At 69.6% G+C, this 16685-nt stretch carries 14 protein-coding genes; 8 read left to right on the plus strand and 6 right to left on the minus strand.

Annotation, left to right across the window (positions count from 1 at the left end):
• Positions 1-94: 94 nt before the first annotated feature.
• The 3 genes from FHR33_RS25345 (at position 95) to FHR33_RS25355 (ending at position 5459) form a co-directional block, all read left to right on the plus strand.
• Complete coding sequence (locus tag FHR33_RS25345; protein ID WP_183652444.1) at positions 95-4261, plus strand: HAMP domain-containing protein; 4167 nt, start codon at positions 95-97, stop codon at positions 4259-4261.
• 2 nt (positions 4262-4263) lie between these two features.
• Positions 4264-4896, plus strand: coding sequence for a response regulator (locus FHR33_RS25350; protein ID WP_183652447.1), 633 nt, complete (start codon positions 4264-4266; stop codon positions 4894-4896).
• Positions 4897-5021: 125 nt separating this feature from the next.
• Positions 5022-5459 carry a hypothetical protein gene (locus tag FHR33_RS25355; protein ID WP_183652450.1) on the plus strand — a complete coding sequence of 146 codons (438 nt, stop codon included), beginning with the start codon at positions 5022-5024 and terminating at the stop codon, positions 5457-5459.
• A 101-nt stretch (positions 5460-5560) separates the two neighbouring features.
• On the opposite strand, the gene FHR33_RS25360 is transcribed toward FHR33_RS25355, so the two are convergent.
• Both FHR33_RS25360 and FHR33_RS25365 read right to left on the minus strand, forming a co-directional pair.
• A complete protein-coding gene (locus FHR33_RS25360; protein ID WP_221241237.1) occupies positions 5561-6868 on the minus strand; it encodes an NYN domain-containing protein in 1308 nt (435 codons plus the stop codon).
• Between the two features lie 227 nt (positions 6869-7095).
• A complete protein-coding gene (locus tag FHR33_RS25365) occupies positions 7096-9444 on the minus strand; it encodes a sigma-70 family RNA polymerase sigma factor (RefSeq protein WP_183652453.1) in 2349 nt (782 codons plus the stop codon).
• Positions 9445-9521: 77 nt separating this feature from the next.
• On the opposite strand from FHR33_RS25365, the gene FHR33_RS25370 reads away from it, so the two are divergent.
• Together FHR33_RS25370 and FHR33_RS25375 are read left to right on the plus strand one after the other, a co-directional pair.
• A complete protein-coding gene (locus FHR33_RS25370; protein WP_183652455.1) occupies positions 9522-10226 on the plus strand; it encodes a hypothetical protein in 705 nt (234 codons plus the stop codon).
• Positions 10223-10762 (plus strand): phosphoribosyltransferase family protein, encoded by a 540-nt coding sequence (locus FHR33_RS25375; protein ID WP_183652458.1) that lies wholly within the window; start codon positions 10223-10225, stop codon positions 10760-10762. Before FHR33_RS25370 ends, FHR33_RS25375 begins: the two co-directional genes overlap by 4 nt.
• On the opposite strand, the gene FHR33_RS25380 is transcribed toward FHR33_RS25375, so the two are convergent.
• On the minus strand, positions 10731-11165 hold the full coding sequence (locus tag FHR33_RS25380) for a DUF4115 domain-containing protein (RefSeq protein WP_183652461.1): 435 nt from the start codon (positions 11163-11165) through the stop codon (positions 10731-10733). The two genes, FHR33_RS25375 and FHR33_RS25380, sit on opposite strands and share 32 nt — an antisense overlap.
• A 30-nt stretch (positions 11166-11195) precedes the next feature.
• Positions 11196-11891: a DedA family protein gene (locus FHR33_RS25385; RefSeq protein WP_312895717.1), complete on the minus strand. Its 696-nt coding sequence runs from the start codon at positions 11889-11891 to the stop codon at positions 11196-11198.
• A gap of 137 nt (positions 11892-12028) precedes the next feature.
• Between FHR33_RS25385 and fbaA the strand changes: the two genes are divergently transcribed.
• Positions 12029-13042, plus strand: coding sequence for a class II fructose-bisphosphate aldolase (gene fbaA / locus FHR33_RS25390; RefSeq protein ID WP_183652464.1), 1014 nt, complete (start codon positions 12029-12031; stop codon positions 13040-13042).
• 151 nt (positions 13043-13193) lie between these two features.
• Here the strand turns inward: fbaA and FHR33_RS25395 are convergent, their stop codons facing one another.
• Positions 13194-14039 carry a DUF4097 family beta strand repeat-containing protein gene (locus FHR33_RS25395; RefSeq protein ID WP_183652468.1) on the minus strand — a complete coding sequence of 282 codons (846 nt, stop codon included), beginning with the start codon at positions 14037-14039 and terminating at the stop codon, positions 13194-13196.
• Between the two features lie 105 nt (positions 14040-14144).
• Positions 14145-14648, minus strand: coding sequence for a hypothetical protein (locus FHR33_RS25400; protein WP_183652471.1), 504 nt, complete (start codon positions 14646-14648; stop codon positions 14145-14147).
• Between the two features lie 132 nt (positions 14649-14780).
• On the opposite strand from FHR33_RS25400, the gene FHR33_RS25405 reads away from it, so the two are divergent.
• Entirely contained in the window at positions 14781-15191 is a 411-nt protein-coding gene (locus FHR33_RS25405; RefSeq protein ID WP_221241238.1) for a DUF3151 domain-containing protein, read from the plus strand.
• 97 nt (positions 15192-15288) lie between these two features.
• Entirely contained in the window at positions 15289-16572 is a 1284-nt protein-coding gene (locus tag FHR33_RS25410) for an adenylosuccinate synthase (protein WP_183652477.1), read from the plus strand.
• Positions 16573-16685 lie beyond the last annotated feature (113 nt).

The following is a 16685-nucleotide window of genomic DNA, read 5'->3' on the forward strand; positions in this document are numbered from 1 at the left end:
TGACTTGGGGTAAATCCAAGGACAGGACTACGAGCTACTCATCGTGACAGACTTGCATCACTCACGGCGGCACCCCGGGAGTGGAGGAGACCCCATGACGACGGCCAAGACCGCGCCGACTGCGGAGGAAAGGACGTATACAGAGTCAGATCTGCTTCCCGTCCTAGAGACACTCTTCGCGTGGCGCGACGGCGACTTCCGCCGCCGGGTTCCGCACGCGCCCCCGGGCATCATGAGTGAGATCCGGCTGCTGCTCAACGAGGTGGCCGACCGCAGGGAGCACCTCAGCAACGAGCTGACGCGGGTGCGCAAGGAAGTCGTGAAGGAAGGGCGCTTCGGTGAGCGCCTCACCCCGGGGCCCGGCGTGGGTTCGTGGGCCGAGAGCGTCGAGTCCGTCAACGCGCTCATCGACGCGCTGGTCAGCCCGGTGACGGGAGCGGCCGACGTGATCGACGCGGTCGCCAAGGGCGACCTGACCCGCAGGATCGACCTCGACCGCTCGGCCAGAGGCGAGGTCAGGAGACTCGGCAAGGCCATCAACGGCATGGTCGAGCAGCTGTCGCTGTTCAACACCGAGGTGACCAGGGTGGCCCGCGAAGCCGGCACCGAGGGCCGTCTGGGGGGCAGCGCGAGCGTCAGGGGCATGTCAGGCAGCTGGCGCGACCTGACCGAGGCCGTCAACACCATGTCGTCCCGTGTGTCCGCGCAGGTGCGCGACATCGCCGAGGTGACCACCGCCGTGGCGAAGGGCGACCTGAGCCGCAAGGTGACCGTCGACGCGGTCGGCGAGATGTTCGAGCTGAAGAACACCGTCAACACGATGGTCGACCAGCTCTCCGCCTTCGCCGAAGAGGTGACCCGAGTCGCCCGAGAGGTCGGCACAGAGGGCCAGTTGGGCGGCCAGGCGCAGGTCAGCGGCGTGTCGGGGGTCTGGAAGGACCTCACCGACAACGTCAACTTCATGGCCAACAACCTCACCAACCAGGTCCGCCAGATCGCCGCCGTCTCCACCGCCGTCGCCCAGGGCAACCTGACCAAGAAGATCACCGTCGACGCCCAGGGCGAGATCCTCCAGCTCAAGGACACCCTCAACACGATGGTCGACCAGCTGTCGTCCTTCGCCGACGAGGTCACCCGAGTCGCCCGCGAGGTCGGCACCGAGGGCAAGCTGGGCGGCCGCGCCGAGGTGCGGGGCGTGTCCGGTGTGTGGAAGGACCTCACCGACAACGTCAACTCGATGGCCAACAACCTGACCTACCAGGTGCGCAACATCGCCCAGGTCACCACGGCCGTCGCCAACGGCGACCTGACCCGCAAGATCGACGTCGACGCCCAAGGCGAGATCCTCGAACTCAAGTCGACCATGAACACGATGGTCGACCAGCTCTCCTCCTTCGCCTCCGAGGTGACCCGAGTCGCCCGCGAGGTCGGCACGGAGGGCCAGTTGGGCGGCCAGGCGCAGGTGCGCGGCGTGTCGGGGGTCTGGAAGGACCTCACCGACAACGTCAACTTCATGGCCAACAACCTCACCAACCAGGTCCGCCAGATCGCCGCCGTCTCCACCGCCGTCGCCCAGGGCAACCTGACCAAGAAGATCACCGTCGACGCACAGGGCGAGATCCTCCAGCTCAAGGACACCCTCAACACGATGGTCGACCAGCTGTCGTCCTTCGCCGACGAGGTCACCCGAGTCGCCCGCGAGGTCGGCACCGAGGGTCAGCTGGGCGGCCAGGCGCGGGTGCAAGGCGTGTCCGGTGTGTGGAAGGACCTCACCGACAACGTCAACTTCATGGCCAACAACCTGACCTACCAGGTGCGCAACATCGCCGAGGTCACCACGGCCGTCGCCAACGGCGACCTGACCCGCAAGATCGACGTCGACGCCCAGGGCGAGATCCTGGCCCTGAAGACCACCATCAACAAGATGGTCGACCAGCTCTCCTCCTTCGCCTCCGAGGTCACCCGAGTCGCCCGCGAGGTCGGCTCCGAGGGCCGTCTCGGCGGCCAGGCCAGGGTCGAGGGCGTCGAGGGCACCTGGAAGCGCCTGACGGAGTCCGTCAACGAGCTGGCCGGCAACCTGACCACCCAGGTGCGCGCCATCGCCACGGTGACCAGCGCGGTCGCCCAGGGCGACCTCACCCGCTCCATCGCCGTCGAGGCGCAGGGCGAGCTGGCCGAGCTCAAGGACAACGTCAACTTCATGGTGGCCAACCTGCGCGAGACCACGCAGGCCAACCAGGAGCAGGACTGGCTGAAGTCCAACCTGGCCCGCATCTCCCGCCTGATGCAGGGCCACCGCGACCTCATGGAGGTCGCCAAGCTGATCATGAGCGAGCTGACCCCGCTCGTCTCCGCCCGCTACGGCGCCTTCTACGGCGTCGACACCAGCGGGGAGGAGCACGACCTGGTCCTCATCGGCGGCTACGGCGTACGGCCCGACCGCGCGCCACGCCAGCGCTTCGCCACCGGCGAGGGCATCGTCGGCCAGGCGGCCATGGAGGGCAGGTCGATCGTCCTCGACGACGTGCCTGCCGCCTTCATCACCATCGACAGCGGGCTCAGCCAGTCCACGCCCGCGCAGATCGTGGTGCTGCCGATCCTGTTCGAGAGCAGGGTCCTCGGCGTGCTGGAGCTGGCCTCCTTCACCGCCTTCGGCGAGGTGCACCTCGACTTCCTCACGCAGCTGGTCGAGACCATCGGCGTCACGATGAACACCATCATCGCCAACTCCCGCACCGAGGACCTGCTGAAGGAGTCGCAGCGCCTGACCCGCGAGCTGCAGGAGCGCTCCGACGAGCTGCAGCGCCAGCAGGAGGAGCTGCGCCGTTCCAACTCCGAGCTGGAGGAGAAGGCCGGGCTGCTCGCCAAGCAGAACCGCGCCATCGAGATCCAGAACTTCCAGATCGAGCAGGCCCGCCGCACCCTGGAGGAGCGCGCCGAGCAGCTGGCCGTCTCCTCGCGCTACAAGTCCGAGTTCCTCGCGAACATGTCGCACGAGCTGCGCACCCCGCTCAACAGCCTCCTCGTGCTGGCCAAGCTGCTGACTGAGAACGCCGAGGGCAACCTGACCTCCCAGCAGGTCGAGTTCGCCCGCACCATCCACGGCGCGGGCTCGGCGCTGCTGCAGCTGATCAACGACATGCTCGACCTGTCGAAGGTCGAGGCGGGGCGCATGGACATCCACCCCGCCCAGCTGTCGCTGCCCAAGTTGGTCGACTACGTCGAGGCGGCCTTCGCCCCGCTCGCCCAGGACAAGGGCCTGGCCTTCATCGTCGAGGTCGACCCACGGGTGCCGCAGGAGCTGCGCACCGACGAGCAGCGCCTGCAGCAGGTGCTGCGCAACCTGCTGTCCAACGCGGTCAAGTTCACCCCCAAGGGCGAGGTACGGCTACGCGTCGTGCCCGCTCCTCACGAGGTCGACTACGACGACGACACCCTGCGCGACAGCACCGACCTGCTCGCCTTCCAGGTGGTCGACACCGGCATCGGCATCGCGCCCGACAAGCTGGAGATCATCTTCGAGGCGTTCCGTCAGGCCGACGGCACCACCAGCCGCAAGTACGGCGGCACGGGGCTCGGCCTGTCGATCTGCCGCGAGATCGCGAGACTGCTCGGCGGCGAGATCCACGTCGACAGCGAGCTCGGCGCGGGCAGCACGTTCACCCTCTACCTCCCGACCAACTACGCGGGTCCGCTGGTCGCCCGCGACGGCGGCGCGGCCCGCAGGCAGGTACTGACGATGCAGGTCGAGGAGCAGAACGCGGTGCTCGTGCCCGAGCCACCGCTCCCGCTCGACCTGCCCCTGCCCGAGATGGTCCAGCAGAGCAACGCGCAGCAGTGGCAGGGCGACGACCCTCTCGACGGCGCCAAGATCCTCATCGTCGACGACGACATCCGCAACGTGTTCGCCCTGACCAGCGTGCTGGAGCGGCACGGCGCCACCGTCGTCTACGCCGAGAACGGCCGTGAGGGCATCGAACAGCTCGAACGCAACGAGGACGTGGCCCTCGTGCTCATGGACATCATGATGCCCGAGATGGACGGTTGGGCCACGACGTCGGCCATCAGGCGCATGCCGCAGTTCGCCGACCTGCCGATCATCGCGCTGACCGCCAAGGTCATGCGCGGAGACAGGGAGAAGAGCATCGCCTCCGGCGCCTCCGACTATGTGCCCAAGCCGGTCGACGTCGACCAGCTGCTCGAACGCCTGCGTGGCTGGCTCAGCCGCGGGCGGGCGTCCGACACCGCGGAAGAGGCGTGACCATGGCAGACCGAGCCAAGATCCTCCTGGTCGACGACCGTGAGGAGAACCTCATCGCCCTTGAGGCCATCCTCAGCTCTCTCGACCTGACCCCCGTCAGGGCCAGATCGGGAGAGGAGGCGCTGAAGGCGCTCCTCGGCACCGAGTTCGCGCTGATCCTGCTCGACGTCCGGATGCCGGGCATGGACGGGTTCGAGACCGCCGCGCACATCAAGCGGCGCGAACGCACCCGCAACATCCCCATCATCTTCCTGACCGTCGTCGACAGCGCCCCCGACTACGCCTTCCGCGGCTACGCGGCGGGCGCCGTCGACTACCTCACCAAGCCCTTCGACCCGTGGGTGCTCAGGGCGAAGGTGTCGGTGTTCGTCGAGCTCTACAACATGAACAAGCGGCTCACCGAGCAGGCGTCGCTGCTGCGCGAACGGCTGGCGGGCGAGCTGCCGCCCGGTAACAGCGCGGCCCAGCCCGCGGTGCTGCCCGAGCTGTCGCGCAGGTTGACGGCGGTGGAGGACGAACTCGAGAGGGTGCGCGAACTCGCCCGCAAGTCCTCCGATCCGGGGCTGACCTCGCCGCTGGCCGACCTGGCCGACCGGCTCGACCACCTCCGCGCCGGCTTCGACGCCCTGAGCTGACACCTTCGATGCGCGGGTAGGCCGGCCCCCTCCTGGCCTGCCCGCCTTCGCTGTCACGATGCTGTCACGCCCGCATCACTGGGGCAGGACCACGATGGGGGGAGACCGTCGAAGGGGGTCTCCCCATGCTCAAGGAGACATTCGCTGCCGGAGTGCTGGTAGCCGCGACCCTGGTGCCCTCGGCCTCCACGCAGGTTCAGCCTGCCGAGATCCGTGCCTTCAGCGCACCCGTCGCCTCCACGCTCACCACTTGCGCCTCCGTCGAAGGCAAGCCATGTGAATGGGTGAAGGGCAAGAAGAAGAGGTGCCTGTGGTGCAAGACGAAGAAGGGCGAATACAAGAAGAGGTACTGCGAGCCGAAGAAGCGAGGCGACACAGGCGACAAGCCCAAGGAGGAGCCCAAGAAACCCGAGGAGCCGAAGAAGCCCGAAGCGCCCAAGGGGCAGGTTTTCTGTGGCCCCGCGGTCGAGAAAGACGGGACCCCCTGCACGAGATGCCTGGATGCGGGTGGAAAGATCACCGAGACCACCTGCAAGGGGGAAAAGGTGGGAGACCCTCCCTGAAGCGGATAGACGGGCTGATCACCACAACCAGCACCGTCACCACCAGGGTTTCGCCTGCTGTCTCCAGTGCCGCGGTTCGCGGTCAGCGCCGACCTACGTGTTCAGCGGCGGGCGCGTTCGAGGGCGTCCCAGAAGCCGCGGCGTAGCGCGTGCCGTACCTCGTCGTGCAGGAGGAAGTCGATGGGCAGCGACGAGCCCTGCAGCAGCCGCGCCTCCAGGTCGGACGGCATGCGGGGCTTGCGGGCCAGCACCGCCTCCAGCCACAGCGCGGGCGCGTCCCTGGCGACGGACTCGCCGAAGTCGTGCCCCTCCTTGTGCGCGGCCTTCACCGCGTCGGCCAGGGTCGTGGCGGCTCCCGCGGTGGCGGGGGCGACGACGGGGGCGGGCTGCGGACCGGTGTAGGCGCCGAGCGGGGCGGGCTGGTAGGTGCCGCCGCTGGAGGGGGAGGGGAACTGGCCGGTGGTCTGCATGAGCCCTGTCGGGCTGTGCGTGACCTGCGGAGGCTGCTGGGACTGCGGCTGGGGAGCGGGGGGCGCGGGCTGCTGTTGCTGCGGAGCGGACGGCGGGTCGGCCTGGTAGCTCGGATAGGCCGGCAGCGCGGGCGGCGGAGAGCTCTGCCCGCGACCCTGTGAGGGCGAAAGCGGCTGGCCCTGCGAGGGCGAGAGCTGCTGGCCGTGCGAGGGCGAGAGCGGCTGGCTCTGTGAGGGGGGAAGGGGCTGGCCCTGCGAGGGCGGGAGCGGCTGGCCCTGTGAAGGGGGAAGCGGCTGGCCCTGCGTGGGCGCGTTGGCCAGGTGGGCGGCGGAGTGGCTGCCCGGCTGGACGACGGGAGAAGAGGACTGCTGGAGCGAGGGCTGCGGGCTCGGCGGCAGCGCGTGGGTGGCCTGGCCGTTGCTGACCGGCTGTGCGCCGTTGGAGGCGTCGGTGGAGCCGGTGACCAGGTTGACGTAGGGCCGCAGGTGCCCGCCGCCGATCTCGATGAGGTCGTCGGACTCCTGTCGCAGCGATCGCGACACCGCCCAGCCGCCGTCGGCGGCGATGTGCACCACGGTGACGCGGATGCCGAGGTCCTGCGCGTCGCAGACGACCTGGGCGAGGTCCTCGTCGCCGCTGACCACGACCGCGTCGCAGATGGCGCTGTTGCGCGCGAGGGTCATCAGGTCGCGGTGCACCTGGGCGTCGACGCCCTCGCGGCGACCCGGCCTGATGCGCGACAGGCGCAGCTTGAGCCCGGGGATGTCGGCGAGCACGTCGTGCTCGGGCGTGCGCCTGCCCTCGACGGTGGCCTCGTACCAGTAGCAGCGCAGCAGCGGCAGGCCCGTGCGCTCGCGCGACAGGTTGGACATCAGTTGCAGCAGCCCCGGGTAGTCCCAGGAGACGGCTTCTCGATGGCGGGTCCCATGTACAGCCATCGCGCCATCGGACAGCAGATAGCCAGCGTCGACGAACAGCGCGCAGCGATCCACTGACACCGCCCCTTTCTCGTGGCCCGACCCCTACCGGCTCTGCACCGCCAGAGCCGGACTCGGCGGCCCTCTCTCAGGGTAATGAAGCATCTGATCGTTCGAGGGTGAATCCCGGCGAAACGGCGATACGCCGTCGGATTCCCGCAGACCGTACCAGTTTGTCCTGTTCGGGGTCACGACCTGGCGCGGACGCTCACGGCAGCCACACCGAACAGCACGACATCTGTCTTCGTGGAGATTCTCAGCGTTGGTTCCTCCCCCAGTGTGGCGGTGAACGAGTCGACGTCGACCCCGAATGTCAATCCTGTGGCCCCGTTGGACGAACTGTCGAAGACGTTGCCCGCGTCGCGGTCGCCCCCGAGAGGGGTGCCGGCCGAGACCCTGTCGCCTCGGAGGTCGGCGTCGCCCTCCCAGGTGACCAGCTCGATGTCGGCGGGGCTCGCGGCCGGGATCAGCCCGCCCAGCGGCAGCTCGATGCGCGGATCGTCGCCGCCGACGACCGTGGCCGTGTCGAGGATGACCGCCTGGCTGTAGGGCCTGCGGGGGTCGGTCGCGATCACCACCAGGCTCCAGCCCGCGTGCTCGGAGATCCCCTCCTTCATCGGCGCGTCGGCCGCCCACCACAGCCCCTTGCCCCTGCTGTCGCTGACGTACTGCGTGACGTCGGCGAAGGCCTGGTAGCCGGGGCCGGCGGGAAGCTCCCTTCGCATGACCCTGTCGGGCATGATCGTGCGGTAGCGCCTGACGCCGGGGGCCCTGAACTTGATCGGCCCCGTCATCTTGGCTGTCGCCGACCAGTAGAGCCCCGCCCACACGACCCGTCCGCCGCTCGGCAGCTCCAGGCGGGCGCCGCTGGAGGACTTCGTGGCCAGGACCTTGTCGGCGTCGAGCGGCCGCATGGGCCACAGGTCGTTGTCGCGCCTGCCGCCGTCCCTCAGCGCGCCCGCCTCCCCGCAGCCGTTGCGGTCGCCTGGGCAGGTCAGCAGCGTGTTGCCGACCGCCTTGACGACCACCTTCCCGTCGGTGGCGAAGCGGGCGGGCGCGCCTTCCGCCTTCACGCCCGCGCTCGCGCTGGCCCTGACGCTGACCCCGCCCGAGGAGATCCGTACGGCGGGACCGGCTCCTTCCGGCGCGTGCGCGGCCACGACCACACGCAGGAAGACGGCTGTCGCCCCGCCCGCGGCGAGCGGCCCTCTGACACACCTGGCGCCGTCGCCCTCCGGTCGGCAGGACCAGCCGTCGACCGTGCCCACGGGCTCGGTCAGGCCCACGGAGCCGCCCTTCGTCTGCGCGGGGATCAGCGAGACGCCCTGCGGCAGGTCGACCGTCGCGACGAGCTCCTCGCTGGCAGCCCTGCCGCTGTTGCGCAGCCGTACCGCCACCATGCCGGGCTGCGCCTTCACCAGCGCGCCGAGGGGATGGATGGTGGCGCTCAGCCGGGCCTTGCCCTGCTTGCCGGCCTGGCTGGGCGGGGGCCGCTCGGTCGGCGGCGTCGGTCGCGGCTCGGGTTTCGGTCTGGGCGGCTCGGGGCGCGTCTCGGGCTGGGCGGGAGGCGGCTGCGCCACGACCGTGGGCAGCGCCTGGGGAGGTGGCAGCGGCTTCTGGTCGGAGACCAGCATGACCACCACGGCCGCGGCGATCGCCGCGGCCGTGCCTCCCGCCGCCGCGGCCTGCTGGCTCCTCGGCGCCCGCCTGATCCAGCCGAGCGCGTAAAGGATGCCGCCGCCCGTCGCGCCGCCCGCCTTGGCCAGGCCCGCGACGTAGGCGGCGAAGGCGGGCCCGACGAACAGCGGGCCGATGATGACGCGCAGGCCCTGGTTGACGTCGGCCAGTTCGAGGAAGACCGAGCGGCACTCGGCGCAGGCGTCGATGTGATCGTCGACGCTCTTGCTCTCGCGCCTGGCGAGCCCGCCCCGCACGTACGCGCCCATCCTGCCGAGCACCGGCCTGCACTCCTGGAGGGGCGCTCCGGCCAGGTGCATCTGCAGGTAGGCCTGGCGCAACCCCTCGCGGGCCCGGTAGGCCAGCGCCGCCACCCCGTTGGGCGACAGGCCGAGCATGGGCGCGACGTCGGCGGGCTTGGCGTTCTCGACCTCGGTGTGCCACAGCACCAGGCGCCATCGCTCGGGCAGGGAGAGGAAAGCCTTGGCGATCAGCGACTTCTCCAGCCCGGTCAGCGCGGGGTCGACGAACGGCACACCGGGGTCGAACACCTCGATCTCCCCCGTGGTCACCTGGCGGCTCTCGACCCTGCCCCTGTCGTAGATCGTGCGGCGCACCACGGTCAGCAGGTACGGCCTGAAGGCCGCCTCGGGGCCGCCGCCCCGCCCGACCAGCTCAATGATCTTGGTGAAGGACTCGGCGACCACGTCCTCCACCACCTCCTCACCCCTGACCAGCTGGCGGGCGAGCGAGCGGGCGGCACCGACGTGACGCTCCCAGAGCTCTCCGAACGCAGCGGCATTGCCTCTTCGCGCTGATTCGAGGAGATGCGCATCACTTTGCGGCAGTTCGACACTCATAGTGACCTCACGATTACCTGGAGTTGCCGCTCGAATCATTCCTCATTCCGCGTCATGACTAACCCCAAAGCCAGTCTTTGTATCGAGAGGAGGAGTGGCGCTCCCTTGCCGGCGCCGCGCAGCACATGGACGACGACACCCAGGATCTGCGCGCGCAGTGGCGCGAAGGGAGTTTGGCCACCGGGTGGGCGATGCCCGACGACTGGTGGACACCCGCTGTCGAGCAGGCGATCAAGGCCGTGAACAGGGGCCACGGCCTGACCCGCGCCTGCATGGCCCTCGGCGACGCCCGCGCCCGAGCGGGCGTGGGCATCGCCGAGGGCATGACCGACCTGGCCGCGCTCTTCCGCCTCCTCGGGGGCGCGGACCCGCCGCTGGCGGCGCTGCGCTCGTTCGCCACGGGCTGGGCCGAGGCAGGCTTCGCGCCGATCGGCGAACTGCGCTGCGAGGACCCGCTCACCGGCCTGGTCAGCGTGGCCTACCTGCGCACCAGGCTGGCCGAGATCTACCGTGAGGGCACCGCTCGCCTGCACTGCCTCGTCGTGGTCACCGTGACCGTCGCCGACACGTGGGAGCGCGTCGCCGCGCTGCTGCACGTGGCGGCCCTGCTGCGGGAGGTCTTCCCGCTGGGCGACACCCTCGTACGGCTGGGCCACGACCGGGCGGCGGCGCTGACGACCAGGCCGAGGACCAGGCGGCTGCGCGACGCGGGCGTCGTCGAGATCGTCGCGCTCCCCGACCGCTACCGCGACGCACTGGCGACTTTAAGCTTGTGGACATGACTGACCGCGAGAACCTGCTGGCCGAGATCCAGAAGAAGGCCGTCGTGCACGGCAGAGTCGTGCTCTCCTCGGGCCTCGAGGCCGACTTCTACCTCGACCTGCGGCGCATCACCCTCGACGGAGTGGCGGCGCCGATCGTCGGCAGGGTCATGCTCGACCTGACCTCCGACCTCGACTACGTTGCGGTCGGCGGGCTCACGCTGGGCGCCGACCCGGTGGCGGTGGCCATGGTGCACGCGGCAGCGGCGCGGGGCCGTACCCTCGACGCCTTCGTGGTGCGCAAGGCGCAGAAGGCGCACGGCATGCAGCGCAGGATCGAGGGCCCCGACATCAAGGGCCGCAGGGTGCTCGTCGTCGAGGACACCTCCACCACCGGCGGCTCTCCGCTGACCGCCGTCGCCGCCGCCCGCGAGGCGGGCGCCGAGGTGGTCGCCGTCGCCACGATCGTCGAGCGGGGCGCGGCGCCGAGAATGGCCGAGGAGGGCCTCGAGTACCGCAGCGCCTTCACCCTGCCGGACCTGGGGTTGCCCGGCTGACGGTGAAAGCCTCCTGCTGGCCTGGCCTGCCCCTTGGCCTGGGCGTGCCGTTCACCGTGACCTCGACCGTGCTCGTGTCGCCGATGGCGACGTCGAGCTCGGGCTCGTAGTAGACGATCTCCTCGCCCCTGGTCAGGTCACGGTCGTTGAGCACGTCCCCGCCGGGCACCCGCACCAGCACCACGGGGCAGATCTCCGCCACACACGTGATCCTGAGCGTCGCCGTCCTCTCCGTGGGCGCCGCGCTCGGGGTCGCGGACGCCGTGGGGGCCGGGGTCTCCGTCGAGAGGGTGCCGACCAGCGCGCGACCTCCGACGAAGACGAGCGCCAGCAGGAGGGCGGCCCCCAGCCCGATCAGCACCAGGCGGGCCGCCCCCATCGGGTCGGACCGATGGCGCCCCATAGTCGGAGGGTAGCCAACGCCGGCGGAGGTCTACGGGACGCGGTGGTGCTTGCCCTGCGGCACGGGAATCTGGTGACCGCCGTTCCTGCGGCTCTTGACGACCTCGACGATGATCGGGATGACCGAGATCAGCACGATGAGGAAGACGCCGGGCAGGATGTACTTGTCGATCTTGTCGGGGTCGACCTGGCTGCCCAGGAAGTGCCCGATGAACAGCATGCTCTCGACCCAGAACACACCGCCGATCACGTTCCACAGGAAGAACGTGCGCGCGGGCATCTCCAGCACGCCCGCGACCGGGTTCATGAACGTGCGGACGATCGGCACGAAGCGTGCGATCACCACGGCCTTGGCGGGGCCGAACTTCTCGAAGTAGTACTCGGCCTTGTCGACGTGCTCACGCTTGAACAACCGCGAGTCGGGCTTGTCGAAGAGTTTGCGGCCCACCTTCGCGCCGATCAGATGTCCCAGCTGCGCACCGGCGACGGCGCACAGCGGGGTGCCGATGACCAGCACGGGAAACGACAGCGCCTCGATGCCGATGCCCTTGGCCGCCGCGGCGGAGCTGAAGATGCCCGCGGCCACGAGCAGCGAGTCACCCGGCAGGAAGAAACCGATCAGCAGACCCGTCTCCGCGAAGATGATGGCGAGCACGCCGATCGTGGCGAAGGCGCCGAGCATGGTGAGCCACCACTGCGGGTCCACGAGGTCCAAGAGCGATTCCACGCGGAGAGCCTACCGGGACGGCAGGGTGCCGGTACGTGCCGTCGCCTGCATCAAGGGCGCGTTGTCACTACCACGGCGGGTAGTGAGCCGGAATACTGGGCTCCGCGAAAGCCGTACATACCCCAGGGAGATGAGCCATGCCTATCGCGACTCCAGAGGTCTACGCCGAGATGCTCGACAGGGCGAAAGCGGGCGGCTTCGCCTACCCGGCGATCAACGTGACCTCCTCGCAGACGTTGAACGCCGCCCTGCGCGGATTCGCCGAGGCTGAGAGCGACGGGATCGTCCAGATCTCCACCGGCGGCGCCGACTTCCTCTCCGGCACCACGGTGAAGGACATGGTGGCCGGCTCCGTGGCCCTTGCCGAGTACGCGAGGGTGGTGGCCAGGAACTACCCGGTGAACGTGGCCCTGCACACCGACCACTGTCCGAAGGACAAGCTCGACGGCTTCATGCGGCCGCTGATCGAGCTCTCCCTCGAGCGCGGCGGCGACCCCATCTTCAACTCCCACATGTGGGACGGCTCGGCCGTACCGCTGGACGAGAACCTCTCGATCGCGCGAGAGCTGCTCGAGAAGTGCCACCGCGCCAACATCATCATGGAGATGGAGATCGGCGTCGTCGGCGGCGAGGAGGACGGCGTCGTCGGCGAGATCAACGAGAAGCTCTACACGACGCCCGAGGACGCGCTGGCCACCGCCGAGGCCGTGGGCGTCGGCGAGCAGGGGAGGTACATGCTGGCCGCCACGTTCGGCAACGTGCACGGCGTCTACAAGCCGGGTCACGTGAAGCTGCGTCCGCCGGTGCTCAAGGACATCCAGGACGCCGTGGGCGCGAAGTACGGCAAGGACAAGCCGTTCGACCTGGTCTTCCACGGCGGCTCGGGCTCCCTCCTCGAGGAGATCCACGAGGCGATCTCCTACGGCGTGGTGAAGATGAACATCGACACCGACACGCAGTACGCCTTCACCAGGCCGATCGCGGACCACATGTTCCGCAACTACGACGGGGTGCTGAAGGTCGACGGGGACGTCGGGAACAAGAAGGTCTACGACCCCCGCTCGTACGGCAAGTCGGCGGAGACGGCGATGGCGGCCCGCATCGTCCAGGCCTGCCAGGACCTGAAGTCGGCGGGCACCAGGCTCGGCTGACCTCCAGGACCTCAGAGGGCGGCACGGGGAGCAGGGCTCTCCCGTGCCGCCCTCTGACGTGTGGCCGGCCTAGCCGGCGGTGCCGCGTGTTGCCGGCCGGGTTCGGAGGTCACTCACGGTGCCTCGTCTCCGGGAGTGGGGGTGAAGCGAGTCAGGAGCGGCGAACCAGGATGTCTCCGTAGCGGGTGCGGGCGCGCACCTCGACCGTCTCTTCGGCCTGGCGCGGGCCGTCGTGGGCGGCGGTCAGCGGGACGTCGATGGAGCCGAAGTGGGAGTCGAGGTCCAGCCAGGCGGCGGTGCCCTGCCTGACGCCGACCTCGAGGTCGCCTCTGCCCGAGTCGAGGACGACCGCGCCGCGCACCACCTCGCCGATGCTGACGCTGCCGTACGCCGTCTTGGCCGCCGCGCTCTCCAGCACCCTGCCGACCGTGATGTCGCCGTAGGCCGTGCGCAACCGCAGGCCCCCGCTGATCTGGCCGAGCCTGATGTTGCCGTTGGAGGTCTTGAGCACGGCCGTGCCGTCGATCTCGCGGATGTCGATCTCACCGTTGGAAGTGGTCACGTCGACATGGCCGACCGCCCTGCGCACGGAGATGTCGCCGTCGGCGGTGGACAGCCGCAGCTTGCCGGTCTCGTCGAGCATGATGTCGCCCGAGGCGGTGGTGAGGGAGCAGGCGCCCAGCCGGCCCTGGCAACGGAAGTCCGCGGCGGCGTCGGCGTCGACCTTGGAGCCCGTCGGCAGATCGAGCGTCACCTCGATCGAGCCACCCCACCCGAGGGGCGGACGGGGCCTGCTCCTTGGCGACTTCACCAGCAGTCTGCCTCCGGCGTACTCGACCCTTGTCTGCTCGGCCGCGCTGATGTCGGCGTCGTCGGCGGCATCGCGCGGCCGCACCTCCACGACGGTGTCGGTGCGGTCACCGGCCCTGATCCTGACCGTGCCGGCCCAGATCTCGATGACAGCGGAGATCGGTTCAGGGGTGTCGAAGGCAGGCATGGCGTCCCCTCCTGGTGGGCTCGGCGGCGTTCGCGCCGCCGGGGCGAAGGTCGAGCGATGGGTACGGCCCGCGCCGGACGGGCGCGGCGCCCCGATGGCGGCGCATCAGCGCACCCAGCCGGTGTAGCGCTGCCCTGTCGGCGTGCGTTCGCGGCGGCCCGGACGGCCCCCGCCCGCGCCGTCGAGCACGGACGACACCGCGCGCACCAGCCAGGAGTTGACCGAGATCCCCTCTCGGCCGGCCGCCTCGTCGATACGCGGCTTGAGCTGCTCGGGCACCCGCAGTGCCACCCTGATCACGGCCCCCTCCTCGGCTTCGGCCGAGGAGGCCGGTGCCGCCGCCTCCGAGGCGACCTCCGCCTGGGGCGTGGGCAGCGTCACGACGAACTGGGGATCGCGCCCGCGCAGCCGCACATCGACCGAGCCGGGAGCGAGTTCGCGGGTGATCTCGTCCGCCGCGGCGGAGAGCGCCTCCAGCAGGGCCAGCCTGGCTGCGGACTCGATCGTGGCGGACAGCCGCTCGGCGAGGGCACGGGTCTCCTCGCCGCCGGCCTCAGCGGCGAGGGCGAGTTCGCGTCGGAGGCCGTCGATGTACGGCGAAAGATGCATGGCACCACTATGACTCCATAATGGTGCCACGACAAGAATTCATGACTCCATTCGGGTGCCATAGACGGTTCGAAAGGACTGCGACGAAGATCTCCTAGCCACTTCCGCCGCTGGACGGGTATGACTTGTCCTATGGATAACCTTCTCGCCGGGCCGCCCCCGACCCACCTGCCGGACCTGCCCGAGGCCCGAGAGGCGCTGGAGTCCGGCGCTAAGGCGTCCGATGTGGCAGCGCGCTTCCCCGCCTACCCGGCGGCCTGGGCCACCCTCGCGGAGGAATACTTCGCCAAGGGCCACGCGGTCACCTCCTACGCCTTCGCCCGCACCGGCTACCACCGTGGCCTCGACCAGCTGAGAAGGAGCGGATGGAAGGGGCACGGGCCGATCCCGTGGGAGCACGAACCCAACCGCGGCTTCCTGCGCTGCCTCTACTCGCTGCACAGGGCCGCGCAATCGATCGGCGAGAAGGACGAGGCCGAGCGGTGCCTGCAGTTCCTCAAGGACAGCAGCAGCGAGGCCTACGACGCGCTGGCCAAGGGCTAGCTCTTGGGACGAAAGGGCATACTCGGGTAGTCTCTCCACGCAAGAGCCCCTGTCGCGCTTGCGTCAGGGGTTTTCGTTTTGCTCGGGAGAGATAACCATGCCGGCTGTCGTTGTCTTGGGTGCCCAGTGGGGCGATGAGGGCAAGGGGAAGGCGACCGACCTGCTCGGCGGCGCCGTCGACTACGTCGTTCGCTACCAGGGCGGTAACAACGCGGGTCACACCATCGTGATCGGCGACCAGAAGTACGCCCTGCACCTCGTGCCCACCGGCATCCTGTCGCCTGACGTGGTCCCGGTGATCGGCAACGGCGTGGTCATCGACCCTGGTGTGCTGCTGTCGGAGCTCGACGCGCTGGCCGAGCGGGGCATCTCCGCCGAACGGCTGCTGATCTCGGCGAACGCGCACCTGATCATGCCCCACCACAAGGCGCTCGACAAGGTGACCGAGCGCTACCTCGGCAAGGCGAAGATCGGCACGACCGGGCGCGGCATCGGCCCCGCGTACGGCGACAAGATCTACCGCATGGGCATCAGGGTCCAGGACCTGCTCGACCCCGGCATCCTCGCGCAGAAGATCGAGGCCGTGCTCGGCGAGAAGAACCAGGTGCTGACCAAGGTCTACAACAGGCGCGGCATCGACGGGCAGAAGGTGCTGGAGGAGTACCTCGGCTACGCCGAGCGGCTGACGCCGCACATCGCCGACACCTCGCTGGTGCTGAAGAGGGCGCTGGACGACGACAAGTTCGTGCTGCTCGAGGGCGGTCAGGGCACGCTGCTCGACATCGACCACGGCACCTACCCGTTCGTCACCTCCTCCTCGCCGACCAGCGGAGGGGCGTGCGCGGGCGCGGGCATCCCGCCCAACCGCCTCACCGGCGTCATCGCCATCCTGAAGGCGTACACGACGCGCGTCGGCTCGGGCCCGTTCCCGACGGAGCTGACCGACGAGATGGGCGACTGGCTGCGCACGACCGGCGGCGAGTACGGCGTGACCACCGGCCGCAACCGCCGCTGCGGCTGGTTCGACGCGGTCATCGCGCGCTACGCCACCAGGATCAACGGCGTCACGGACTTCTTCCTGACCAAGCTGGACGTCCTGTCGGGCCTCGAGCGCATCCCCGTGTGCGTCGCCTACGACGTCGACGGCGTACGGCACGACGAGATCCCGATGACGCAGACCGACTTCCACCACGCGAAGCCGATCTACGAGGAGTTCCCCGGCTGGGAGGGCGACATCTCCAAGGCCAGGAGCTTCGAGGACCTGCCCGCCAACGCCCAGGCGTACGTGCGGGCGCTGGAGGAGATGAGCGAGTCGCGCATCTCCGCGATCGGCGTCGGCCCCGGCCGCGACCAAACCATCCAGCTGCACTCCTTGGTCTGACGAGCGCCTCCTGCGACGGCCGGTGCGCGGCATCGGCCGTCGTCGCGACTGCACGCCACCAAACGGAAAGAGCAGGACAAACGACTCCCGGCGTGGCACGCGCGTCACCACCG

It is taken from the genome of Nonomuraea dietziae (assembly GCF_014195505.1).
GTDB classification, from domain to species: Bacteria; Actinomycetota; Actinomycetes; order Streptosporangiales; family Streptosporangiaceae; genus Nonomuraea; species Nonomuraea roseola.

Excerpts from the sequence above, each read along its gene's own strand:
- FHR33_RS25345 (WP_183652444.1), top strand. The coding sequence starts at position 95 with ATGACGACGGCCAAGACCGCGCCGACTGCGGAGGAAAGGACGTATACA.
- FHR33_RS25350 (WP_183652447.1), top strand. The coding sequence starts at position 4,264 with ATGGCAGACCGAGCCAAGATCCTCCTGGTCGACGACCGTGAGGAGAAC.
- FHR33_RS25355 (WP_183652450.1), top strand. The coding sequence starts at position 5,022 with ATGCTCAAGGAGACATTCGCTGCCGGAGTGCTGGTAGCCGCGACCCTG.
- FHR33_RS25360 (WP_221241237.1), bottom strand. The coding sequence starts at position 6,868 with ATGGCTGTACATGGGACCCGCCATCGAGAAGCCGTCTCCTGGGACTAC.
- FHR33_RS25365 (WP_183652453.1), bottom strand. The coding sequence starts at position 9,444 with ATGAGTGTCGAACTGCCGCAAAGTGATGCGCATCTCCTCGAATCAGCG.
- FHR33_RS25375 (WP_183652458.1), top strand. The coding sequence starts at position 10,223 with ATGACTGACCGCGAGAACCTGCTGGCCGAGATCCAGAAGAAGGCCGTC.
- FHR33_RS25380 (WP_183652461.1), bottom strand. The coding sequence starts at position 11,165 with ATGGGGCGCCATCGGTCCGACCCGATGGGGGCGGCCCGCCTGGTGCTG.
- fbaA (WP_183652464.1), top strand. The coding sequence starts at position 12,029 with ATGCCTATCGCGACTCCAGAGGTCTACGCCGAGATGCTCGACAGGGCG.
- FHR33_RS25395 (WP_183652468.1), bottom strand. The coding sequence starts at position 14,039 with ATGCCTGCCTTCGACACCCCTGAACCGATCTCCGCTGTCATCGAGATC.
- FHR33_RS25400 (WP_183652471.1), bottom strand. The coding sequence starts at position 14,648 with ATGCATCTTTCGCCGTACATCGACGGCCTCCGACGCGAACTCGCCCTC.
- FHR33_RS25405 (WP_221241238.1), top strand. The coding sequence starts at position 14,781 with ATGGATAACCTTCTCGCCGGGCCGCCCCCGACCCACCTGCCGGACCTG.
- FHR33_RS25410 (WP_183652477.1), top strand. The coding sequence starts at position 15,289 with ATGCCGGCTGTCGTTGTCTTGGGTGCCCAGTGGGGCGATGAGGGCAAG.